17 protein-coding genes and 1 pseudogene are annotated in these 18,220 nt (G+C 63.1%); 9 read left to right on the top strand and 9 right to left on the bottom strand.

Translation table 11 applies throughout. From position 1 onward, the window contains the following. Positions 1 to 145 precede the first annotated feature (145 nt). Positions 146 to 559, top strand: a pseudogene (locus J9892_RS14280) (IS5-like element IS5 family transposase); the annotation flags it as partial. A 209-nt stretch (positions 560 to 768) separates the two neighbouring features. Here the strand turns inward: J9892_RS14280 and J9892_RS14285 are convergent. From J9892_RS14285 to J9892_RS14295, 3 genes are all read right to left on the bottom strand, one after another. Further along, entirely contained in the window at positions 769 to 1,197 is a 429-nt protein-coding gene (locus J9892_RS14285; RefSeq protein ID WP_128272127.1) for a VOC family protein, read from the bottom strand. A 380-nt stretch (positions 1,198 to 1,577) separates the two neighbouring features. Continuing rightward, on the bottom strand, positions 1,578 to 2,171 hold the full coding sequence (locus J9892_RS14290; protein ID WP_042865004.1) for an MliC family protein: 594 nt from the start codon (positions 2,169 to 2,171) through the stop codon (positions 1,578 to 1,580). 110 nt (positions 2,172 to 2,281) lie between these two features. Continuing rightward, a complete protein-coding gene (locus tag J9892_RS14295; RefSeq protein ID WP_210538529.1) occupies positions 2,282 to 2,650 on the bottom strand; it encodes a DUF2061 domain-containing protein in 369 nt (122 codons plus the stop codon). Positions 2,651 to 2,830: 180 nt separating this feature from the next. Here J9892_RS14295 and J9892_RS14300 point away from each other — a divergent pair, with 180 nt between their 5' ends. Further along, the gene (locus J9892_RS14300; protein WP_010675517.1) at positions 2,831 to 3,052 is read left to right on the top strand and encodes a hypothetical protein; all 222 of its coding nucleotides are present in this window, start codon (positions 2,831 to 2,833) and stop codon (positions 3,050 to 3,052) included. A 110-nt stretch (positions 3,053 to 3,162) separates the two neighbouring features. Here J9892_RS14300 and J9892_RS14305 read toward each other — a convergent pair whose 3' ends face one another. Then, complete coding sequence (locus tag J9892_RS14305) at positions 3,163 to 3,759, bottom strand: NAD(P)H-dependent oxidoreductase (RefSeq protein WP_210538530.1); 597 nt, start codon at positions 3,757 to 3,759, stop codon at positions 3,163 to 3,165. A 109-nt stretch (positions 3,760 to 3,868) separates the two neighbouring features. Here J9892_RS14305 and J9892_RS14310 point away from each other — a divergent pair, with 109 nt between their 5' ends. Further along, positions 3,869 to 4,798, top strand: a complete 930-nt coding sequence (locus J9892_RS14310) for a LysR family transcriptional regulator (RefSeq protein ID WP_210538531.1) — start codon at positions 3,869 to 3,871, stop codon at positions 4,796 to 4,798. A gap of 49 nt (positions 4,799 to 4,847) precedes the next feature. Here the strand turns inward: J9892_RS14310 and rlmJ are convergent, their stop codons facing one another. The 3 genes from rlmJ to J9892_RS14325 are packed head-to-tail and all read right to left on the bottom strand — an operon-like array spanning position 4,848 to position 8,060. Further along, complete coding sequence (gene rlmJ, locus J9892_RS14315) at positions 4,848 to 5,702, bottom strand: 23S rRNA (adenine(2030)-N(6))-methyltransferase RlmJ (RefSeq protein WP_210538532.1); 855 nt, start codon at positions 5,700 to 5,702, stop codon at positions 4,848 to 4,850. Then, positions 5,696 to 6,157: a DUF2390 domain-containing protein gene (locus tag J9892_RS14320; RefSeq protein ID WP_039040190.1), complete on the bottom strand. Its 462-nt coding sequence runs from the start codon at positions 6,155 to 6,157 to the stop codon at positions 5,696 to 5,698. The genes rlmJ and J9892_RS14320 overlap by 7 nt, the downstream gene beginning before the upstream one ends. Further along, a complete protein-coding gene (locus tag J9892_RS14325) occupies positions 6,150 to 8,060 on the bottom strand; it encodes an ABC transporter ATP-binding protein (protein WP_048206991.1) in 1,911 nt (636 codons plus the stop codon). Before J9892_RS14325 ends, J9892_RS14320 begins: the two co-directional genes overlap by 8 nt. A gap of 147 nt (positions 8,061 to 8,207) precedes the next feature. On the opposite strand from J9892_RS14325, the gene J9892_RS14330 reads away from it, so the two are divergent. From J9892_RS14330 to J9892_RS14340, 3 genes are all read left to right on the top strand, one after another. Then, positions 8,208 to 8,618: a CBS domain-containing protein gene (locus J9892_RS14330; RefSeq protein ID WP_010675511.1), complete on the top strand. Its 411-nt coding sequence runs from the start codon at positions 8,208 to 8,210 to the stop codon at positions 8,616 to 8,618. A 328-nt stretch (positions 8,619 to 8,946) separates the two neighbouring features. After that, a complete protein-coding gene (locus J9892_RS14335) occupies positions 8,947 to 10,047 on the top strand; it encodes a porin (RefSeq protein WP_039040188.1) in 1,101 nt (366 codons plus the stop codon). A gap of 335 nt (positions 10,048 to 10,382) precedes the next feature. Continuing rightward, a complete protein-coding gene (locus J9892_RS14340) occupies positions 10,383 to 11,327 on the top strand; it encodes a chemotaxis protein CheV (protein ID WP_041212426.1) in 945 nt (314 codons plus the stop codon). An 87-nt stretch (positions 11,328 to 11,414) separates the two neighbouring features. Here the strand turns inward: J9892_RS14340 and J9892_RS14345 are convergent, their stop codons facing one another. Beyond that, the gene (locus tag J9892_RS14345; RefSeq protein WP_039040186.1) at positions 11,415 to 12,023 is read right to left on the bottom strand and encodes an arylesterase; all 609 of its coding nucleotides are present in this window, start codon (positions 12,021 to 12,023) and stop codon (positions 11,415 to 11,417) included. A gap of 57 nt (positions 12,024 to 12,080) precedes the next feature. On the opposite strand from J9892_RS14345, the gene J9892_RS14350 reads away from it, so the two are divergent. Together J9892_RS14350 and J9892_RS14355 are read left to right on the top strand one after the other, a co-directional pair. Next, complete coding sequence (locus tag J9892_RS14350; RefSeq protein WP_042016058.1) at positions 12,081 to 12,791, top strand: ABC transporter ATP-binding protein; 711 nt, start codon at positions 12,081 to 12,083, stop codon at positions 12,789 to 12,791. Between the two features lie 64 nt (positions 12,792 to 12,855). After that, positions 12,856 to 15,297 (top strand): FtsX-like permease family protein, encoded by a 2,442-nt coding sequence (locus J9892_RS14355; protein WP_180911393.1) that lies wholly within the window; start codon positions 12,856 to 12,858, stop codon positions 15,295 to 15,297. A 42-nt stretch (positions 15,298 to 15,339) separates the two neighbouring features. On the opposite strand, the gene J9892_RS14360 is transcribed toward J9892_RS14355, so the two are convergent. Then, complete coding sequence (locus J9892_RS14360; RefSeq protein WP_180911394.1) at positions 15,340 to 16,245, bottom strand: TIGR01777 family oxidoreductase; 906 nt, start codon at positions 16,243 to 16,245, stop codon at positions 15,340 to 15,342. Positions 16,246 to 16,523: 278 nt separating this feature from the next. On the opposite strand from J9892_RS14360, the gene J9892_RS14365 reads away from it, so the two are divergent. Further along, the gene (locus J9892_RS14365) at positions 16,524 to 18,059 is read left to right on the top strand and encodes a cyclic diguanylate phosphodiesterase (RefSeq protein ID WP_171865618.1); all 1,536 of its coding nucleotides are present in this window, start codon (positions 16,524 to 16,526) and stop codon (positions 18,057 to 18,059) included. Positions 18,060 to 18,220 lie beyond the last annotated feature (161 nt).

Consider the following 18,220-nt stretch of genomic DNA (forward strand, 5'->3'; position numbering starts at 1 on the left):
GAACAGTGATTCCGGGATGTTGAACACTGTTTCCGGAAAGGAGGGGCAAAGTGTTCAGGTTGAACCGGAATGAGCGTTCACATTGGTCCGGAAATGGTGTTCACGTTGAATCGGAATTGGTGTTCATGATCGGCCGGAATATGCAACCCACAGCCTAGTCACCACCGCGGCCAACGAGCATGACCTCAATCAGCTGGGTAATCTGCTGCATGGAGAGGAGCAATTTGTCTCAGCCGATGCCGGCTACCAAGGGGCGCCACAGCGCGAGGAGCTGGCCGAGGTGGATGTGGACTGGCTGATCGCCGAGCGCCCCGGCAAGGTAAGAACCTTGAAACAGCATCCACGCAAGAACAAAACGGCTATCAACATCGAATACATGAAAGCCAGCATCCGGGCCAAGGTGGAGCACCCATTTCGCATCATCAAGCGACAGTTCGGCTTCGTGAAAGCCAGATACAAGGGGTTGCTGAAAAACGATAACCAACTGGCGATGTTATTCACGCTGGCCAACCTGTTTCGGGCGGACCAAATGATACGTCAGTGGGAGAGATCTCACTAAAAACTGGGAATAACGCCTTAAATGGCGAAGAAACGGTCTAAATAGGCTGATTCAAGGCATTTACGGGAGAAAAAATCGGCTCAAACATGAAGAAATGAAATGACTGAGTCAGCCGAGAAGAATTTCCCCGCTTATTCGCACCTTCCCAAGGCGTAGTTAACTCGTTGCACCATAGCGATGCCTATATCACTGGTGCTCTGTTCTCTTTACTAAAACTTAATTTCCACCGACTCCGCGCTGCGCGTTGCCTCGCCGTGATATACAGCTTCGATATTGTTGCCGTCCGGGTCGAGGACAAAGGCTGCGTAGTAGCCGGGGTGATAGGCTCGCTCGCCGGGGGCGCCGTTGTCCTGGCCGCCGTGGGCCAGCGCTGCCTGATAGAAGCGATCGACTGTGGCGTGGTCCTGCGCCTGGAAGGCGAGATGATGGCGACCGGTCAGTGCGCCGAGCGCAGCCGGGCTGTCGATGGATGTGACAAACAGCTCGTCAGCCCAGAAGTAACCCTCACCCGCGCCGCCGATTGGCACATCGAGGGTGGCCAGTATGGCCCTGTAAAAGCGCTCGCTGGCGGTCAGGTCTTTCACCACCAGCTGGAGATGGTCGATCAGCCGACCCCGATGCAGTGTGTGCGTTTCCATACATTCACTCCACTCGACATGGTTGAATCAGTCACTTACCTCTTGCCGGTTGTGCCCTTTGGCGACGCTACCGCCCTGAATGTCAGCTTCCAGTTTGCTGCGATTGACCAAAGGGGCGTGGTTGGCATGGCTCATGGGAGACTCCGACGAGGCGTGTGTTGCCAATTGGCTATATTAACGGCCCGCGAGCGAAGGGGAAGGAGGAAATGGCGAATTGCCGGGCAAGATCAACAAATGGAGGCTAGCCCGAAAGCCTGGCGTCCGGGCTGGATTGGCGAGAGGGGGCTGGGGATAGGTAAAAGGGGGCGAGCGGCCACCAACTGGTGACCCACTTGCTGCCTGTACGGGAGTGGTTGCCCGGCCTCTGGCCGGGCGGAGGATCAGTTGCCCGGGATCTCGCTGCAGTTGAGGGTGGGCTGACCGTAGCGCTCCAGCATGGCGTCGCTCCCCTTGGTCCAGAGGGTGAGATTTTGCCCCTCGTACCGGGCGCCGCTGGCGCTGGGGGTCTCATAGGCGAGCACCTGCTGCTGGTTGTTACCCTCGCTCAGGTTGATCATGGCGGCGGGCCGCTTGGCCTCGTTGTAGAAGTAGGTGGAGAGGGTGACGCTCTTGCCGCACTGATAATCGACCGGCGTCGGCACCCTCAGCTGGCCCCCTTTTATCTGCAACTCGGTGATCCGCAACTGGTAGCTCTCTTCCACGCACTGGCGCAGGTCGCCCGCCTTCCAGCAGTCGTTGCGCCCCTTGATCCAGCCGCGCTGGATGGCGCGCTCGCTCTTCTGCTGCTCGGGGGAGAACCCGGCAATCGCCTTGGGATAGAGGGCTGACAGCTCGTTATCCAGCGCAGCCAGCCCGGCATCCTTGCAGATGAGGGTTTCGGCGGCGCCTTTCGCCTTGGCGCACTCGAAGGACGGGGTGGCCGCCGTGGCCAGCAGAGGGGAAAACAGCAGGGTTCCAAGCAAGATCTTGTTCATCGACAGGGCTCCAACAGGGGGCATGATGCCCCGTGATCAGAGCACACTTTACACCCGAAGTAGGCAGGAGCACCCCGTGTTTTTGGGTGCCGGGCGGCCCTGCATGGCAATCAGACGCCGGCCAGCGCCAAGGTCTGGCGGCTGCGCCACAGCCGCTCGTGGAAGAAGAAGACGACGGTGTTGATGGCAGGTTCGATCAGTGCCATCACGCCGCCGGTGAGCAGCTCGCCACTCAGCAGGTAGGCGACACCGAAGGCCACCGAGAAGTGGACCAGGGCGAAGCTGCTGGTCTTGGCCTGCAGGCTGTGTTCAGGCTTGAGCTTGTGCCAGCCAAGGTCGTGGAAGTAGAAGGCGACTGTGTTCACGGCGGGCTCGATGAGGGCGATCAGGCTGGCGGTGAGCAGTTCGCCGGTCAGCAGGTAAGCCACGGTGAAGGCGACACAAAAGTGCAGGGTGGCGAAGCTGATAGTCTTTTTCATGGTGGTGTCTCCTCTGGCGATGAAGGCAGTATCACTCAGAACTCCATCAAATGAAAACCATTCTCATCTATCGGCGAAATAGAAAATGCCTATCGACCGGTGGAGGCCCCACCAGATTGGGAGTTGCCCGGGACCGCAGCGGCGCTAGAGTGTGCCTTTTGCCATGAAAAAGGAGCTTTCATGACCATCAACTCCAACCTGTTTGTTCTCTTCATGCTGCTGCTGATGATCGTCGTCGGCGTGGTGGCTTGGCGACTGGCCCGGCGCAAGAGCCGCCACCCGGGGCTTGTCACCTTCCTGTGCGTGTTGCTCTGCCTGGTGCCGCCCTTTGCCCTGCTGGCGCTGCTCATTCTGGCGCTCTGGCGGGACATGCCCGCAGGCCCCGATGCCAGGCAAGCCTAGTCTCTTCCGCTACTGCCGCAGTCATAGAAAAGCCCCTTGCGGGGCTTTTTTACTTGGAATGTCCCGCGCAGCAGGTGGCCGGTTGGAAGGGGCAAGATCGGGTGATGGCCCTACCTGCCGAGGCCAGCGATCCGAGCATGGGCCTCGCGCATTCCCTGTTCCGCCCCGTGGGGGCGCAGATCCATCCCCTCTGCGTAGACGAAGTCCACCGGGATGCCCATCAGGCCGAGCACGGACTTGAGGTAGGGGGTGACCGCATCTGTCGTCTGTCCTTGATGCACGCCGCCGCGGCTGCTGAACACCAGGGCGTTGACCCCCTCCACCAGCCCCATGGGGTAGGTGTCGGTGTAACGGAAGGTCACCCCGGCCCGTGCCACCAGATCGAACCAGTTCTTGAGGGGTGTCGGTACATTGAGGTTGTACATGGGGGCGCCGATCAGCAGCAGGTCGGCGGCCTTGAGTTCGGCAATCAGCCGATCCGACAGCGCCACCGCCTGCCGGATGGCCTCATTGGCCGGTTCAGCCCCGCGCAGGGCGTGAAACAACGGGCTGTCGAGGACGGGCAAGTCGAGGGCGGTCAGATCACGCACCACCACCTGGTCCTGATGGCCCTGCTCCCGGCGTGTTTGCAGGAAGCGCTCCATCAACTGGTTGGTGCGGGATGCGGGGCCGTTGAGGCTGGATTGCAGCAGCAGGATCTGGCTCATGAGGGAAACTCCATCTGAAACGTGTGAAGAATGAAGGGAGCTTACCAGTCATTTTTTTCCGCAGTGCTGATAGTATTTCGCCATATTGGTTCCAAAAGGTATGCAATAGATGGCAAACACGCTCAATGGCATCGATCTCTTCGCCACCGTGGTGGAGGCGGGCAGCTTCGCCCAGGCGGCGGAGCGGCTTCACCTCACCCGCTCGGCGGTGGGCAAGGGGGTGGCGCGGCTGGAGCTGCGTCTCGGCGTGCAACTGTTTCATCGCACCACCCGCAGCCAGAGCCTGACCGAGGAGGGGGCGCTCTTCTATCGCCACTGCCTGCGGGCGCTGGAGGAGGTGCGTCTTGGGGAAGCGGCGCTGGCCAGCAACAAGCTCACCCTCAACGGCAGATTGAAGGTCTCCATGCCGGTGCTGTTCGGCCAGCAGTGCGTGGCCCCCATTTTGCTGGCGCTGGCGAAGGCGCATCCCGGGCTGGCCCTGGAGCTGTCGTTCAGCGACCGCAAGGTGGATCTGGTGGAGGAGGGGATGGATCTGGTGATCCGCAACGCAGAGCCGCCGGACAGCCTGGATCTGGCGGCGCGCAGGCTCGGGGAGCACGGCATGACGCTTTGCGCCTCGCCCGCCTATCTGGCCGAGCGGGGGGAACCTGTGACCCTGGCCGAGTTACCGGATCACGAGTGCATCGCCTATCTGCGCCAGGGGCGGGTGCTGTCGTGGTGGTGGCAGGAGGCCGAGGCATGGCGCGAAGTCCAGCCCAGAGGGCGGTGGCAGATGGACGATCTCAACGCCATCACCCAGGCGGCCATCGCGGGCTTTGGTCTCGCCTGGCTGCCGACCTGGCTGGCGCGGCCTCACCTTGAGCGGGGCGAGCTGCGCGAGCTGCTGGCCCGATTGCCGGGTCGGCGCTATCCCATCAACGCCCTCTGGCCCCGTGGTCCGCATCTGCCCCTCAAGACCCGGCTCGCCATCGACTGGCTGGCGAGCCGCCTACCCGAGCAGCTGGCCAGCGTGAACGTGCCGGGTCATCAGCCCCAATGAAAAAGGGCCTGCTGTGACAGGCCCTTCTTCATTTCTGTGGTTCCGAGGGTCAGGCCTCGGCCTTGCTCAGCCACTCCACCCTGTACTGGGCGCCGGCGCCCTGGGCCAGCCTGGCGCACAAGGGTTTCAAGAAGGCCTCGATCTGCTCGTCCAGCATCCAGGGGGGGCTGACGATGAGCATGCCGGAGCCGTTCATGCCCCAATCGGCAGTCTGGCCAGCCACTTCCAGCTCCGCTACCAGGACGTTGCCGAAGTTCTCCCGCTTGATCGCTTTGAGCATGTCGCGGGACTTGTCCGCCTCTTGCCCGAGGATGGGATACCAGAGCGCATAGATGCCGGTGGCCCAGCGCTTTTGCGCTTTTTTAAGGGTATCGACCACGGCGAAGTAATCTTCCTTGAGCTCATAGGGAGGATCGATCAGCACCAGGCCGCGGCGCGGGGTGGGCGGCAGCAGGGCCACCAGCCCCTCGAAGCCGTCGCGATGGTGGACGGCGACGCGGGGGTCGTACCCCATGTTGGCGCGAAGATCCTCCACCTCGTTGTTGTGCAGCTCCATCAGCGCCAGCTTGTCCTGATCGCGGATGAGGCGGCGGGACAGCTCCGGCGAGCCGGGGTAGTAGTGCAGCTGGCCATCGCTGTTCATCTCCTCGATGGCACCCAGATAGGGGGCCATGGCAGACCACTGGGCCCGCTCATCCCACAGGCGGCCTATGCCGTCGGCGTATTCCGCCTTCTTCTGGGACCAGTCGCCGCGCAGGTCGTAGAGACCGCCACCGGCATGGGTGTCCAGCACGATGAAGGGTTTTTCCTTCTTCTTGAGGGACTCGATGATCAGGGCCTGGACGGCGTGTTTGAGCACATCGGCGTGGTTGCCGGCGTGAAAGGCGTGGCGGTAGCTCAGCATATGAGATCTCTGAGGGGGCCCTGCTGGGCACCCAGTAACGATAGATAGTGAAACAGGTTGCGGCTGTCGCCGCGAAACAGGGCGAGGGTGCGCAGGGTCTGCAGCAAGACCCCCTGTTGCAGCCGCTCCAGCTCCAGTTCGTGGGCCAGCATGGTCTGGTACTCCTCGGCCCCCACCCGTGACTTGGCCTGCTGGCGCAGGGTGCGCCAGGGGAGCAGCACCGCCTCGGTCTGTACCAGGGCCGGTTGCAAGTCCGTGAGGTCGACCGGGATCCGGAGCAGGTCGAGGTGGTGCAGCAGGAGTGCCAGGTTGACGTTGCCCCCCATGCTTTGCACGTGGAGCCAGTCCTGGCTGCGCTGGCCATAGGCGCCTGTGCTCCATGTCCAGAACTCGGAAGGGGTGGGGAGGGCGTCGGGGCTGACCCGCTCGCTGGCCATCAAGGCTTCATCACGCAAAGAAGGCCTGCTCCATGGTTTCCAGCTCCTCAGAGAGGCTCATCCACTCCAGCTCGACGTGCTCCAGCTCCTCCTTGAGAGGGCCCTGGGACTTGAGCAGCTCGGAGAGCTTGCCCTTGGCACTCTCTTCATAGATGGCGGGATCGGCGAGCTGCTCTTCCACCGCGGCCAGCTTGGCCTGCAGTTTCTCCATGCTGGTTTCGAGCTTCTCCAGCTTCTGGCGCAGCGGCCGGGTCGCTTGCCGGAACTGGGCTTCGAGGCGCTTCTGATCCTTGCGCGCCACCGCCGAGTTGGCGGAGACGGTGCCATCTGCCGGCTTGGCATTGGCCTCTTTCTCCTGCTCGCCGAGCCACTTGTGGTAGTCGTCGAGATCCCCGTCGAAGGGCTCGACCCGGCCGCCGTGGACCAGATAGAAGTCATCCGTGGTGGTGCGCAGCAGATGACGGTCGTGAGAGACCACCACCATGGCCCCCTCGAACCCTTGCAGGGCCATGGTCAGGGCGTGGCGCATCTCCAGATCCAGGTGGTTGGTCGGTTCATCCAGCAGCAGCAGGTTGGGCTTTTGCCAGGTGATGAGGGCCAGCACCAGCCGCGCTTTCTCACCGCCGGAGAAGGGGGCTACCTTGTCGAGTACCTTGTCGCCGTGAAAACCGAAGCTGCCGAGGTAGTTGCGAAGCTCCTGCTCGGTCTTGTCCGGGGCCAGGCGCACCAGGTGATCGAGGGGGCTGTCATCGAGGCGCAGGGTCTCGAGCTGATGCTGGGCGAAGTAGCCGATACTCACCCCGGCGCTCACCTCCAGCTTGCCGGAGAGGGGCGGGTTGGAGCCCGACAGCATCTTGATGAAGGTGGACTTGCCCGCGCCGTTGCGACCGAGCAGGCCGATGCGCGACCCCGGCACCAGGTTGAGCTTGATCTTCTCCAGGATCACCTTGTCGCCGTAACCGGCGCTGAGGTTCTCCATGGCGATGAGCGGGGTCGGCAGAGCGGAGGGCTCGCGAAACTCGAAGCTGAACTCGGAGTCGGCGTGAGCGGGCAGGATCTTCTCCATCCGCTCCATGGCCTTCAAGCGGCTCTGGGCCTGACGGGCCTTGGAGGCCTTGTAGCGGAAGCGGTCCACATAGGATTGCATGTGGGCCATCTCCCGCTGCTGCTTCTCGTACATGGACTGCTGCTGGGCCAGGTGCTCGGCCCGTTGCAGTTCGAAGTCGGAGTAGCCGCCGCTGTATTCGTTGAGCTTGCCGTTCTCGATATGGATGATGCGATTCACCACGGAATCGAGGAAGTCGCGGTCGTGAGAAATGAGCACCAGCGTGCCCTGATAGCCCTTGAGCCACTTCTCCAGCCAGATGACGGCGTCGAGATCCAGGTGGTTGGTCGGTTCATCCAGCAGCAGCAGATCGGAGCGGCAGAGCAGCGCCTGGGCCAGGTTCAGGCGCATACGCCAGCCACCGGAGAAGCTTCTGACCGGCGAGTCGAGCTGATCGCCGCCAAAACCCAGACCGTGCAGCAGCTCGGCGGCACGGGCGCGAATGCTGTAGGCACCTATGGTATCGAGCTTGCCGTGCAGCTCGGCCACCAGCAGACCGTTGTCATCCGCCTCGGCCCGGGCGAGCTCGCCCTCCAGGGCGCGGAACTCCTTGTCGCCGTCGATCACGTACTCCAGGGCGGAGCAGTCCAGCGCCGGGGTCTCCTGGGCCACGCCGGCAATCTGCCAGCCGGCGGGCAGGCTGAAGCTGCCGTTGTCGATGGCCAGCTCGCCCCGCACCAGCGCAAAGAAGGTGGACTTGCCACAGCCGTTCTTGCCCACCAGGCCCACCTTGTGGCCGGGGTGTATGGTGGCGGACGCGTTGTCCAGCAGCGTGCGGCCGCCGCGGATCAGTTCGATTTGACTGGCAACTATCATGGATGGGTCTGCTTGGCTCGATTGAAGGAGAGAAACTGGCGCGGATCTTACGTGAAATGACACAAATTTGCACTTGAGGGCGGGGGGGATGGCTGCCGCCGGAAAAACGTGTCATAACAGAGACATCTGGGGGGCAGGAGGCTGACCATGTTGATTAAAGAGATCATGACGACCCGGGTCGCGACCGTTTCCATGGATGACAGGCTGAGCGTCATCAAGGAGATCTTCGAGCAGGCCCATTTCCGCCACCTTCTGGTGGTGGAAGAAGAGGAGCTGGTGGGGGTCATCTCGGACCGGGATCTGCTGCGTGCCATCAGCCCCTATCTGGACACGGATGCCGAGATGAACCGGGACACCGAGACCCTCAACCGGCGCGCCCACCAGATCATGAGCCGTGAACCCATCACCGTCTCCCCCGAACGCTCCCTGAAAGAGGCCGCCGGCCTCATGCTGGAGCACCAGATCTCCTGTCTGCCTGTGCTGGAAAACGGCGCCCTGGTGGGCATAGTGAGCTGGAAGGATCTGCTGAGGGTCATGCGCGGCTGGCAGCCGGTCTGACGGGGCGGGGAAGGTGTGCGGGGAGCCCGTGTCGCCCGGCAGGGCTTCCCTGCTTCTCGCCATGTTGAAGTATTAAACTGCATTTATCCCGTTTTATAGATCACTTGTATTGCTATATTGATTTTCTTGGTCATAAATTCCGCAAGAATTAATTCGAGTGACATTATATGTCGCGGCGTCAGCTCGAATTGATGCTTTTATAATTAATCGTTCGCCGCTTCAGTTCCCATCAAGGTTTCCGGATCTACCTTAGGCCATCGGCACATCAACCGATCATCACGACCGAACTCTGGTCTGACAGAGAGTGCTTACACCTGAGGAAAGAACAATGAAAAAGACAGCATTGACGATGGCCATCTCCAGCCTGCTGCTGGCCGGTGGTGCACAGGCCGCCAACGTTTACGATCAGAATGGTACCAAACTGGACATCGGCGGCCGCGTCAACGGCATGTACTACGGCACCGATGACAATGCCACCGAAGGCGATGCCAGCTACCTGCGTCTGCACATCGCAGGTGAAACCAAGGTTGACGAGGATCTGACCGCGTTCGGCTTCGCCGAGTACAACCTGCCGGTCTCCGGTTCTGACAACGACGAGCTGCGTTACGCCTATGCGGGCATCAAGCACGATCGCTTCGGTGCCTTCAGCTACGGTCGCCAGGACGGTCTGTTCACCAAGGCGGTGAACAACTACACCGACGTGCTGCCGGAGTGGGGTGGTGATGGTCTGGGCAAGGACACCGAGGTGTTCGGTACCGGTCGTACCAACGGCCTGGCCCAGTACATGTACAACTGGCAGGGGCTGACCCTGGGTGCCCAGTTCACCGGCAACAACGACCCGCAGAACGCGAGCCGCAGCGAGCGCGTCGGTCCGAACAGCACCTGGAGCCCGAAAGGTTCTTCCGAGGGGTATGCCCTCTCTGCCAACTATGACTTCAACATGGGCCTGAGCCTGGGTGCCGCCTACAACCAGGCAGGCAAGACCGACGAACAGGCCGAGAACGTGAGCTTCGGCGGCGACAACGACGCCAAGCTGTTCGGGGTGGGCGCCAAGTACGCCGTCGGCAACCTCTACATGGCCGCCACCTACTCCCACGGTGAAGATCACCTCTTCGTGGACACCGGCTCCATGCGCGGTTACGCCGAGAAGATGGATGGCTACGAAGCGGTCGTGCAGTACAACATCACGCCGAAGTTCAAGCCCTCCCTGGCCTACCTGCGTACCGACGTGAAGGACAGCGCTCACGGCATCGATGACACCGCGACCGAATACGTCTCCGTGGGTGCCTGGTACAACTTCACCGACAACTTCAATGCCTACGTGGACTACAAGATCAACCTGCTGGACGAAGTGGGTTCCACCGGCAAGAACAGCCTGAACAAGTCCACCGACGACATCGTCGCCGTGGCCCTGCAGTACAACTTCTAAGTCGTCCCGGACGCACTGCACATCCCAGGACCGGCCCATGTGGCCGGTCTTTTTGTTGCTGGCGGACCGCGCTGGATGACAAGAGCGGCACGCCGGGGTTCAGCAATGGCCCCGTGTGGTCGATACCCTTGTTGTCGGGGCCGGTGCGTGGCTGTGCTTGCCATGAGGCAGTGATGGGGCGATGATCACGCCCCGTGGTCAAGATCCTATCTTTCCTCGACGCTTTTCATTATTTCTATATAGGCTTGCGTTGTCCCGACAGGGAAAGCGGGGCTGGTTGGCATGTCGCAGCTCCGGTGCGGGGCAATTTCGGGAAATGGACGTAAGGGCGTTATATGGCGAGCATATTGGATTCAGTGGATCAACGTACCCAGCTTGTAGGGGAGAATCGCCTGGAACTGCTGATGTTCCGTTTGGGTGCCCAGCAACTGTTTGCGATCAACGTCTTCAAGGTGCGGGAAGTGGTCAAGCTGCCTCATCTGAACAAGATGCCGGGGTCCCACCACAACATCAGCGGTGTTGCCAACATTCGCGGCGTCTCCATCCCCGTCATCAACCTGCGCGGTGCCATCGGGATGCGTCCCATGGCCATCGATCAGGAGTCCAACCTCATCATCACCGAGTACAACCGCACCATTCAGGGATTCCTGGTGGGGCAGGTGGCCCACATCGTCAACATGACCTGGAAGGACATACTGCCGCCGCCCCGTTCGGCGGGTCGTGCCAACTACCTCACCGCCATTACCCGCATCCCGGAAGGGGGCGTCGACCAGATCGTCGAGATCATCGACGTGGAGAAGGTGCTGGCGGAGATCATCACCTATGACGTGCGTATCTCGTCCGAGGTGCTGGACGAGGAGATCCTGCCCCAGATGCAGGGACGCCGGGTGCTCATCGTCGATGACTCCAGCACGGCCCGCAACCAGGTGCGCGAGACCCTCGCCCAGCTCGGGCTCGAGGTCATCGAGTGCCAGGACGGCTTGCAGGCCCTCAAGCTGCTCAAGGGGTGGTGCGATGCGGGCAAGAAGGTGACCGACGAGATCATGCTGATGATCACGGACGCCGAGATGCCGGAGATGGATGGTTATCGCCTGACTCACGAGGTGCGCAGCGACCCGCGCATGTCCGATCTCTTCATCACCCTCAATACCTCCCTGAGCGGTAACTTCAACGAGGCCATGGTCAAGAAGGTGGGGTGTGATCGCTTCATCTCCAAATTCCAGCCCGACTTGCTGGTGGATGTGGCCCAGCAGCGGATGCGGCAGATCCTGGGCCGTTGAATCCGGCACGCCGAACCATGAAAAAGCCCCCGCCATGCGGGGGCTTTTTGCTGGGCAAGGGGAAGGACCATGGGCCCGGCCACCGGGCTACTGAGTCAGCAGAGGCTCGACAAAGCGGGCGACCTTGTCGCGGATCCGGGGCTGGGCGGCAGCCGTCGGGTGCAGTCCATCGTTCATCATGAGTTCAGGGCGCAGCACAATATCATCCAGAAAGAAGGGCATCAGCGGCAGGTCGTTGGCCTTCGCAAGATCCGGGAAGATCTGCTCGAACTGTTGCAGATAGCGCGCCCCATAGTTGCGGGGCAGCAGGATCTGGGTCAGCACCGTCTTCGCCTGGTGCGCCCGGGTGAGCTCGATCATCTTGGTCAGGTTGGCCCGGGTGATGGCGGGAGCAAAACCCCGCAGCCCGTCGTTAGCGCCGAGTTCGATCAACACCCAGTCCGGTTTGTGGGTTTCGAGCAGGGCGGGCAGGCGGGCCAGGCCGCCCTGGGTCGTTTCACCGCTGATGCTGGCATTGATGAGGGTGTGTTCTCCCCCCTGCTGCTGCCACTTTTCATTGAGCAGGGCAGGCCAGCTCTGTTCGGCCTGCATCTGGTAGCCGGCACTCAGGCTGTCGCCCAGTACCAGCAGGGTCTGGGCCTGGACGGACGCTGCCCAGCAGCACAGGCAACTCACGGCAAACAAGAGACGCATCATGCAGTCAACTCCCACGTTCTATTGTCATTACAGGTTCAGGCAAACAGGATACCCAAGATGAGTTCAACGCCCATTATCGCCGTCAGGGGGCTCGGTAAAACCGTTCGCCTCGGTCAGGAAAGCCTCACCATCCTTGAAGGGATCGATCTGCAAGTCAATACCGGCGAGACGCTGGCGCTGGTCGGTGCGTCCGGTTCCGGCAAGTCCACCCTGCTCGGTTTGCTGGCCGGTCTCGATCTGCCGAGCAGCGGCGAGATAGAGATCCTCGGTCACTCCCTCACCCGGCTGGACGAGGAGGGACGCGCCAGGCTGCGGGCCGAGCAGGTGGGGTTCGTGTTCCAGTCGTTCCTGCTGCTGCCCACCCTGAGCGCCCTGGAAAACGTCATGTTGCCGGCCGAGCTGCGGGGGGAGACCGACAGCGAGCCCCGTGCCCGGGAGCTGCTGGCACAGGTCGGTCTGGGAGAGCGGTTGCACCACCTGCCGCCGCGCCTCTCCGGCGGCGAGCAGCAGCGGGTCGCCATTGCCCGTGCCTTCATGACCCGCCCCAGCCTGCTGCTGGCGGACGAGCCCACCGGCAACCTCGACAGCAAGACCGGGGAGACGGTGATCGAACTGCTGTTTCGTCTCAACCGCGAGCACAACACCACCCTGGTGGTGGTGACCCATGACCATGAGCTGGCCCAGCGCTGCCAGCGACAGCTGGTGATGTCAGCCGGGCGGCTGGAGGCTCAGGCTGTCATGGCGGCCAGGGTGGGAGAGCTGTCATGAGTCATTGGAGACAGAGCTGCACCAGGGGATCGTTGGCAGCAGCATGGACGGTGAGGGAGGCGTCATGAGTCAGTGGCGACTGGGATTGAAGCTGCTGCGCCGGGAAGGGTTCAGCGGGGAGCTGCGCTGGTTTGTGCTGGCGCTGGCGCTGAGCGTCGCCTGCGTGCTCAGCGTGGCCCTGGTGGCGGATCGGCTGGATGCGGGGCTCAAGGCCTCCGGGCGGGATTTCATCGGAGGGGACAGGGTGCTGCGCTCCGCGACGCCGGCACCGGCAGAGTGGCTGGCGCAGGCGCATCAGGAGGGGCTGGCCGTGCAGACCACGGTCAGCTTCAACAGCATGCTGTTTCACGGTGATACCCTGCAATTGGCCTCCATCCGCGCCGTGCCCGGGGATTTTCCCTTCTACGGCAAGCTGGAGCTCACTCCCCAGCGCGCCCCGGCGCCCGGCGAGATCTGGCTCTCCGCCAGGGTGATGCAGCTGCTCGGCGCCAAGGTGGGGGAGGTACTCGAGGTCGGCAACACCCGGCTGACGGTGGCAGGGGAGCTGGGCCAGGAGCCGGATCAGGGGTTCAGCCCCTTCCAGATGGCGCCAAGGGCCTTGATCCACAGCGCCGATATCGAGGCGACCGGGGCCCTGCTGCCGGGCAGTCGCCAGCAGTGGCGCTATCTCGTCAAGGGGCCCCGTGACGCCATCGCCCGCTATGAGGCCTGGCTCAACCCCAGGCTGAGCGCCGGGCAAAAGCTCGTCAAACCCGACGATCAGGGTACCCAGGTGGGGAAATCCCTGGGCAATGCCGAGCGCTTCTTCCGTCTGGCATCCCTTGCCGGCGTGCTGCTCGGCGCCCTGGCCATGGGGATAGCGGTGCGCCATTTCGCCGAGCGCCAGACCAACATGGTGGCCCTGCTCAAGACGCTCGGCGCTTCGCGGCGCACCCTGTGGCAACTGATGGGCACCCTGCTATTCTCCCTGACCCTGGTGGGGGCCCTGATGGGGCTGGTGGCGGGCAGCGCCATGCAGTGGCTGACCCTGAACCTGCTGGGGGATCTGCTGCCTGCGGATCTGCCGCCCCCCTCCTGGCGACCCTTCGCCCTGGGCCTCGCGGTCGCCTTCTTCATCACCCTGATGCTGGCGTTCGTCCCCTTCCTGAGGCTGCTCAAGGTACCGCCGCTGCGGGTGCTGCGCCGGGAGCTGGAGGCGGGGATCCCTCCCTGGCTGACGGTGCCCGTGGGGCTCATCGGGCTGTTTGCCCTGGTGTGGGGCTTTACCGCCGACATCAGGCTGGCCTGCGGGCTCATCGGCGGCATGGGGGTGTTGATGGCGCTGCTGGCCCTGCTCGCCTCCGCGCTGCTGCGCCTTGGCAGTCGGCTCAAGGGGCCCCATGCCCTGCGCCTGGCCATCAATCACCTCTCCCGTGAGCGGGGCAGTGGTCTGTTCCAGCTGGCGGGTTTCGCCCTGGCCCTGATGCTGTTCGGGCTGCTGTGGGCAGCGCGGGTCGATCTGCTGGAGGATTTTTCCACCCGGTTGCCTGCCGACGCCCCGAACCGCTTCCTGGTCAATGTGGCGGACAGCGAGCGGGAAGGGATCCTGGCCGATCTGCACCAGGCCGGGGCCATCACCTCGGACTTCTACCCCATGGTGCGCGGGCGCCTGACCCGTATCGCCGGTGAGGCGGTGGGGGAGGATGCGGCGCGGGAGGGGGTGGACAGGGAGCTCAACTTCACCACCACATCGGCCCTGCCCGCCGACAACAAGGTCACTGCCGGTCAATGGCTGGCCGGCAAGGGGGAGGTCTCCGTCGACGAGGCACTGGCGGGACGGCTCGGCATCGCGCTCGGCGACGTGCTCGGCTTCACCATAGAGGGGCGGGCGTTCGAGGCCAGGGTGACCAGCCTGAGGTCCATCAAGTGGGACAACATGAGGCCGAACTTCTACATGATCTTCTCGCCGGATGTGTTGGCCCCCTTCTCCCAGACCTGGCTCGGCAGCTATCGTCTGCCGCCTGAGGGGCGAGGGGCAGAGGTGGAACTCATCCGCCGCCACCCCACGGTGAGCCTCATCGATGTGGAGGATCTCATAGGCCGCCTCACCCTGGTCTCCGATCAGGTGAGCCGCGCCCTGGGGTTGATGCTCGGGCTGGTGACGGTGGCCGCCCTGCTGGTGCTGTTGACCCAGACCCAGGCCGGCATGGCCCATCGCCGCCGTGAGCTGCTGCTGATGCGCACCTTGGGGGCGGGGAGCGCCCTGCTCGAGAAGATGTTGCGCTGGGAGCTGGTGGCGAGCGGTGCCCTGGCAGGGCTCTGCGCCGCCATGGTGGTGGAGCTCTGCTCCTTCGGCCTGCAGTGGTGGTGGGAGGGAGCGCAGTGGCAGTTCCACTGGGCCATCTGGGCTGCACTCCCCCTGCTTGGGGCCGTGCTGGTGACCCTGGCCGGACAGGGCATGCGCCGCCAACTGCTGGCGGGTACCCTGAGCGACCGGCTCAGGGGACTGGGGCAGGGGCTGCTCTGATGGCTCGACACATCCCGACCTCGGTCGGGATGTGTCATTGGGTCAACGGGGTGAGTGCAGCAGATTGTCCAGAGCGCCGGGCAGGGCCGGGAAACTGAAGTGAAAACCGGCCTGCTGCAAGCGGGCGGGCAGTACCTGCTGTCCGGTGAGCAGCAGATCCGCCGCCTCTCCCATCAGGAGCCGCAGGAGGGGGGCCGGTACGAAGAAGAGGTGCGGGCGATGGAGCGTAGCGGCCAGGGTCTCGCTGAACCGGCGATTGCTGACCGGTTGCGGGGCCGTGCCGTTGAAGATGCCGTCACACTCGCCGTGCTCGATGAGAAACAGCATGGCCCGCACCAGATCCTGCACGTGGATCCAGCTCATCATCTGGGTGCCGCTGCCCATGGGGCCGCCGAGGCCGAGGCGGTAAGGGGGCAGCATCTTGGGCAGGGCGCCCCCCTCCATGCCGAGTACCAGGCCGATGCGCAGGATGCAGACCCGGGTCTGGGCCGAGCGGGCCTGCTGGGCAAGCTGCTCCCACTGCTGACAGAGACGGTGGGTGAATTCGTCGTGAGGGCTCTGGCATGTTTCATCCAGAGGAGCGTCATCCTGGCGGCCATACCAGCCGATGGCGGAGGCATTGAGCAGCAATCTGGGGGGCGTGCTGGATAGTTTGACGAGATCCACCAGCTGTTCGGTCAGCAGCCAGCGGCTGTTGCAGAGCAACTGCTTGCGGGACTCGCTCCAGCGTCCGGCGGCGATGGGTTCGCCGGCCAGGTTGATGACGATGTCCACGTCATTGAGGTGATCCAGCCTGTCCAGGCTGTCCAGCAGGGTGACATCGTGGCCGAGCAGCTCGTAGGCCCGGCTGCCCTGGCGGGTCAGCACGACTACTTCGTGCGCCACCTTGAGGTGTGCCACCAGACGGCGGCCGATAAACCCCGTGCCCCCCGTGATCAGTATCTTCATGCGCGCTCTCCCGATGCCGTTGCCTCTACTCTAGAGGGCCGGAGTCGGATGAACAAGCGGCTGTTTTTGCTCGGGTTATATTTCGTCGCCGCTCACGGCTTCCGAGGATGGCCGCCCGGATCCGCGCGCCTCGCCGGGACGGAAAGGCATATACAAAAGGCCTGTTTGGACGCTAAATTTCGGGAAGGCGGCGCCCATGATGCCGTCATCATCCCTTGCCAAGCCGACGACAAGGGGTAAACTTGCCCGCTTTTTCGCCGTGTCGAATCTGGAGGAATATGCCATTTCGTCGTCTGAGGGTGCGCCAATACTATCTCCGGCTGGTCTACTCCCTGCTGGCCGGCCTGCTGCCCATGGTGCTGGGGTTCTCCATCTCCGCCTGGCAGACCATGGCCGGGGTGAGACAGGATGCGGTGGAGCGGCTGCAGCATGCCCAGCTGATGTTTGACCGGACCCTGGACAATGCGCGCCTGGCCGCCGACGCCGTGATGGGCAGCGTCGGCAAGCCCTGCCTCACGGTGGTGCAGGGCTTGCGGGATCAGGTGGCGACGGTGCCGGACGTGCGCAGCGTCAACCTGGCCGAGGGGGAGAATATCTACTGCACCTCCCTCTATGGCCCCGTCAAGGGGATGATAGATCTCAACGACTATGTCGGGGGGAAACTCGATCTCATGCGGGGCAATCCGGTCACCCCGAAGCGGCCGCTCATCGTCTACCGCCAGGAGGCGGGGGAGTACAGCGTGCTGGTGGGGGTGGATGGCTACTACCTGCTCAACATCCTCGACATGATGAGCCGCAACTCGCCGCTGGGGCTGGTGGTGGGGCCGCAGATGCTGCTGCGCGACAGCCAGCTCACCGATCAGTTGCTCTCTCCCGAGGACGGCGGCTATCTGGAGCAGGCGTCCCAGCGATACCCCTTCAAGGTGGTGACCACCATCTCGAACCGTGAATACGGCGCCCATATCTGGGACTACTCCAAGGTCAGCCTCATCTTCTATCCCCTGCTGAGTCTGATGTTCGGCCTCGGGGTCTTCTGGCTGACGGGCCGCTCCACCTCGCCGCAGCAGGCGCTGCGACGGGCGCTGGAGCTGCAGGAGTTCATCCCCTACATCCAGCCGGTGGTGACCGGCGACGACGCCCACCTGAGCGGCTGCGAGGTGCTGATGCGCTGGCAACATCCCCAGCAGGGCATGATCTCGCCGGATCGTTTCATCCCCATGGCGGAGGAGTGCGACCTCATCGTGCCCATGACCCGCTCGCTGATGAGGCAGGTGCGCGCCCAGTTCGCCGGCCGGGTCCACGAGCTGCCCAAGGGATTCCACTTCGGCTTCAACATCAGCGCCAGCCACTGCAAGGATCTGAGCCTGGTGGAGGATTGCCGCGACTTCATCGACGCCTTCAGGGACAACCCCATCAAGCTGGTGCTGGAGCTGACCGAGCGGGAGCTGATAGTGGCGGACGAGACCACAGACCGATTGTTCGCCGAGCTGCACGCCCTCGGCGTCTTCATCGCCATCGACGACTTCGGCACCGGCCACTCCAGCCTGACTTATCTGCAGGCCTTCCAGGTGGACTTCCTCAAGATCGACAAGAGCTTCGTCGGCATGATCGGCTCGGACGCGCTCTCCAGCCACATCGTCGAGAACGTCATCGATCTGGCGACCCGGCTCGAGCTGCAACTGGTGGCGGAAGGGGTGGAGAACGAGGTGCAGGCCGCTTACCTGAGGGCGCGCAACGTGACCTTCCTGCAGGGCTACTTCTATGGCAGGCCCATGCCGATGAAGGCGTTTATCGCGCACTACATGGCCGGGTGACGGCCAAGGGCAGCCATAAAAAAAGGTTCTTCGCGGGATCTTGGGGAAGTGGAAGTTGACAGACAGGGTGCTGGTAAACTGGCTGTCTCCAAACACACCACCACCATCACCCTGCTGTCGCCGTGCATCATATTGATATTGCCTCCTTCTGGCCAGGTTAT

This window comes from Aeromonas sp. Prich7-2, from assembly GCF_017939255.1.
In the GTDB taxonomy this organism is placed as follows: Bacteria; Pseudomonadota; Gammaproteobacteria; order Enterobacterales; family Aeromonadaceae; genus Aeromonas; species Aeromonas caviae.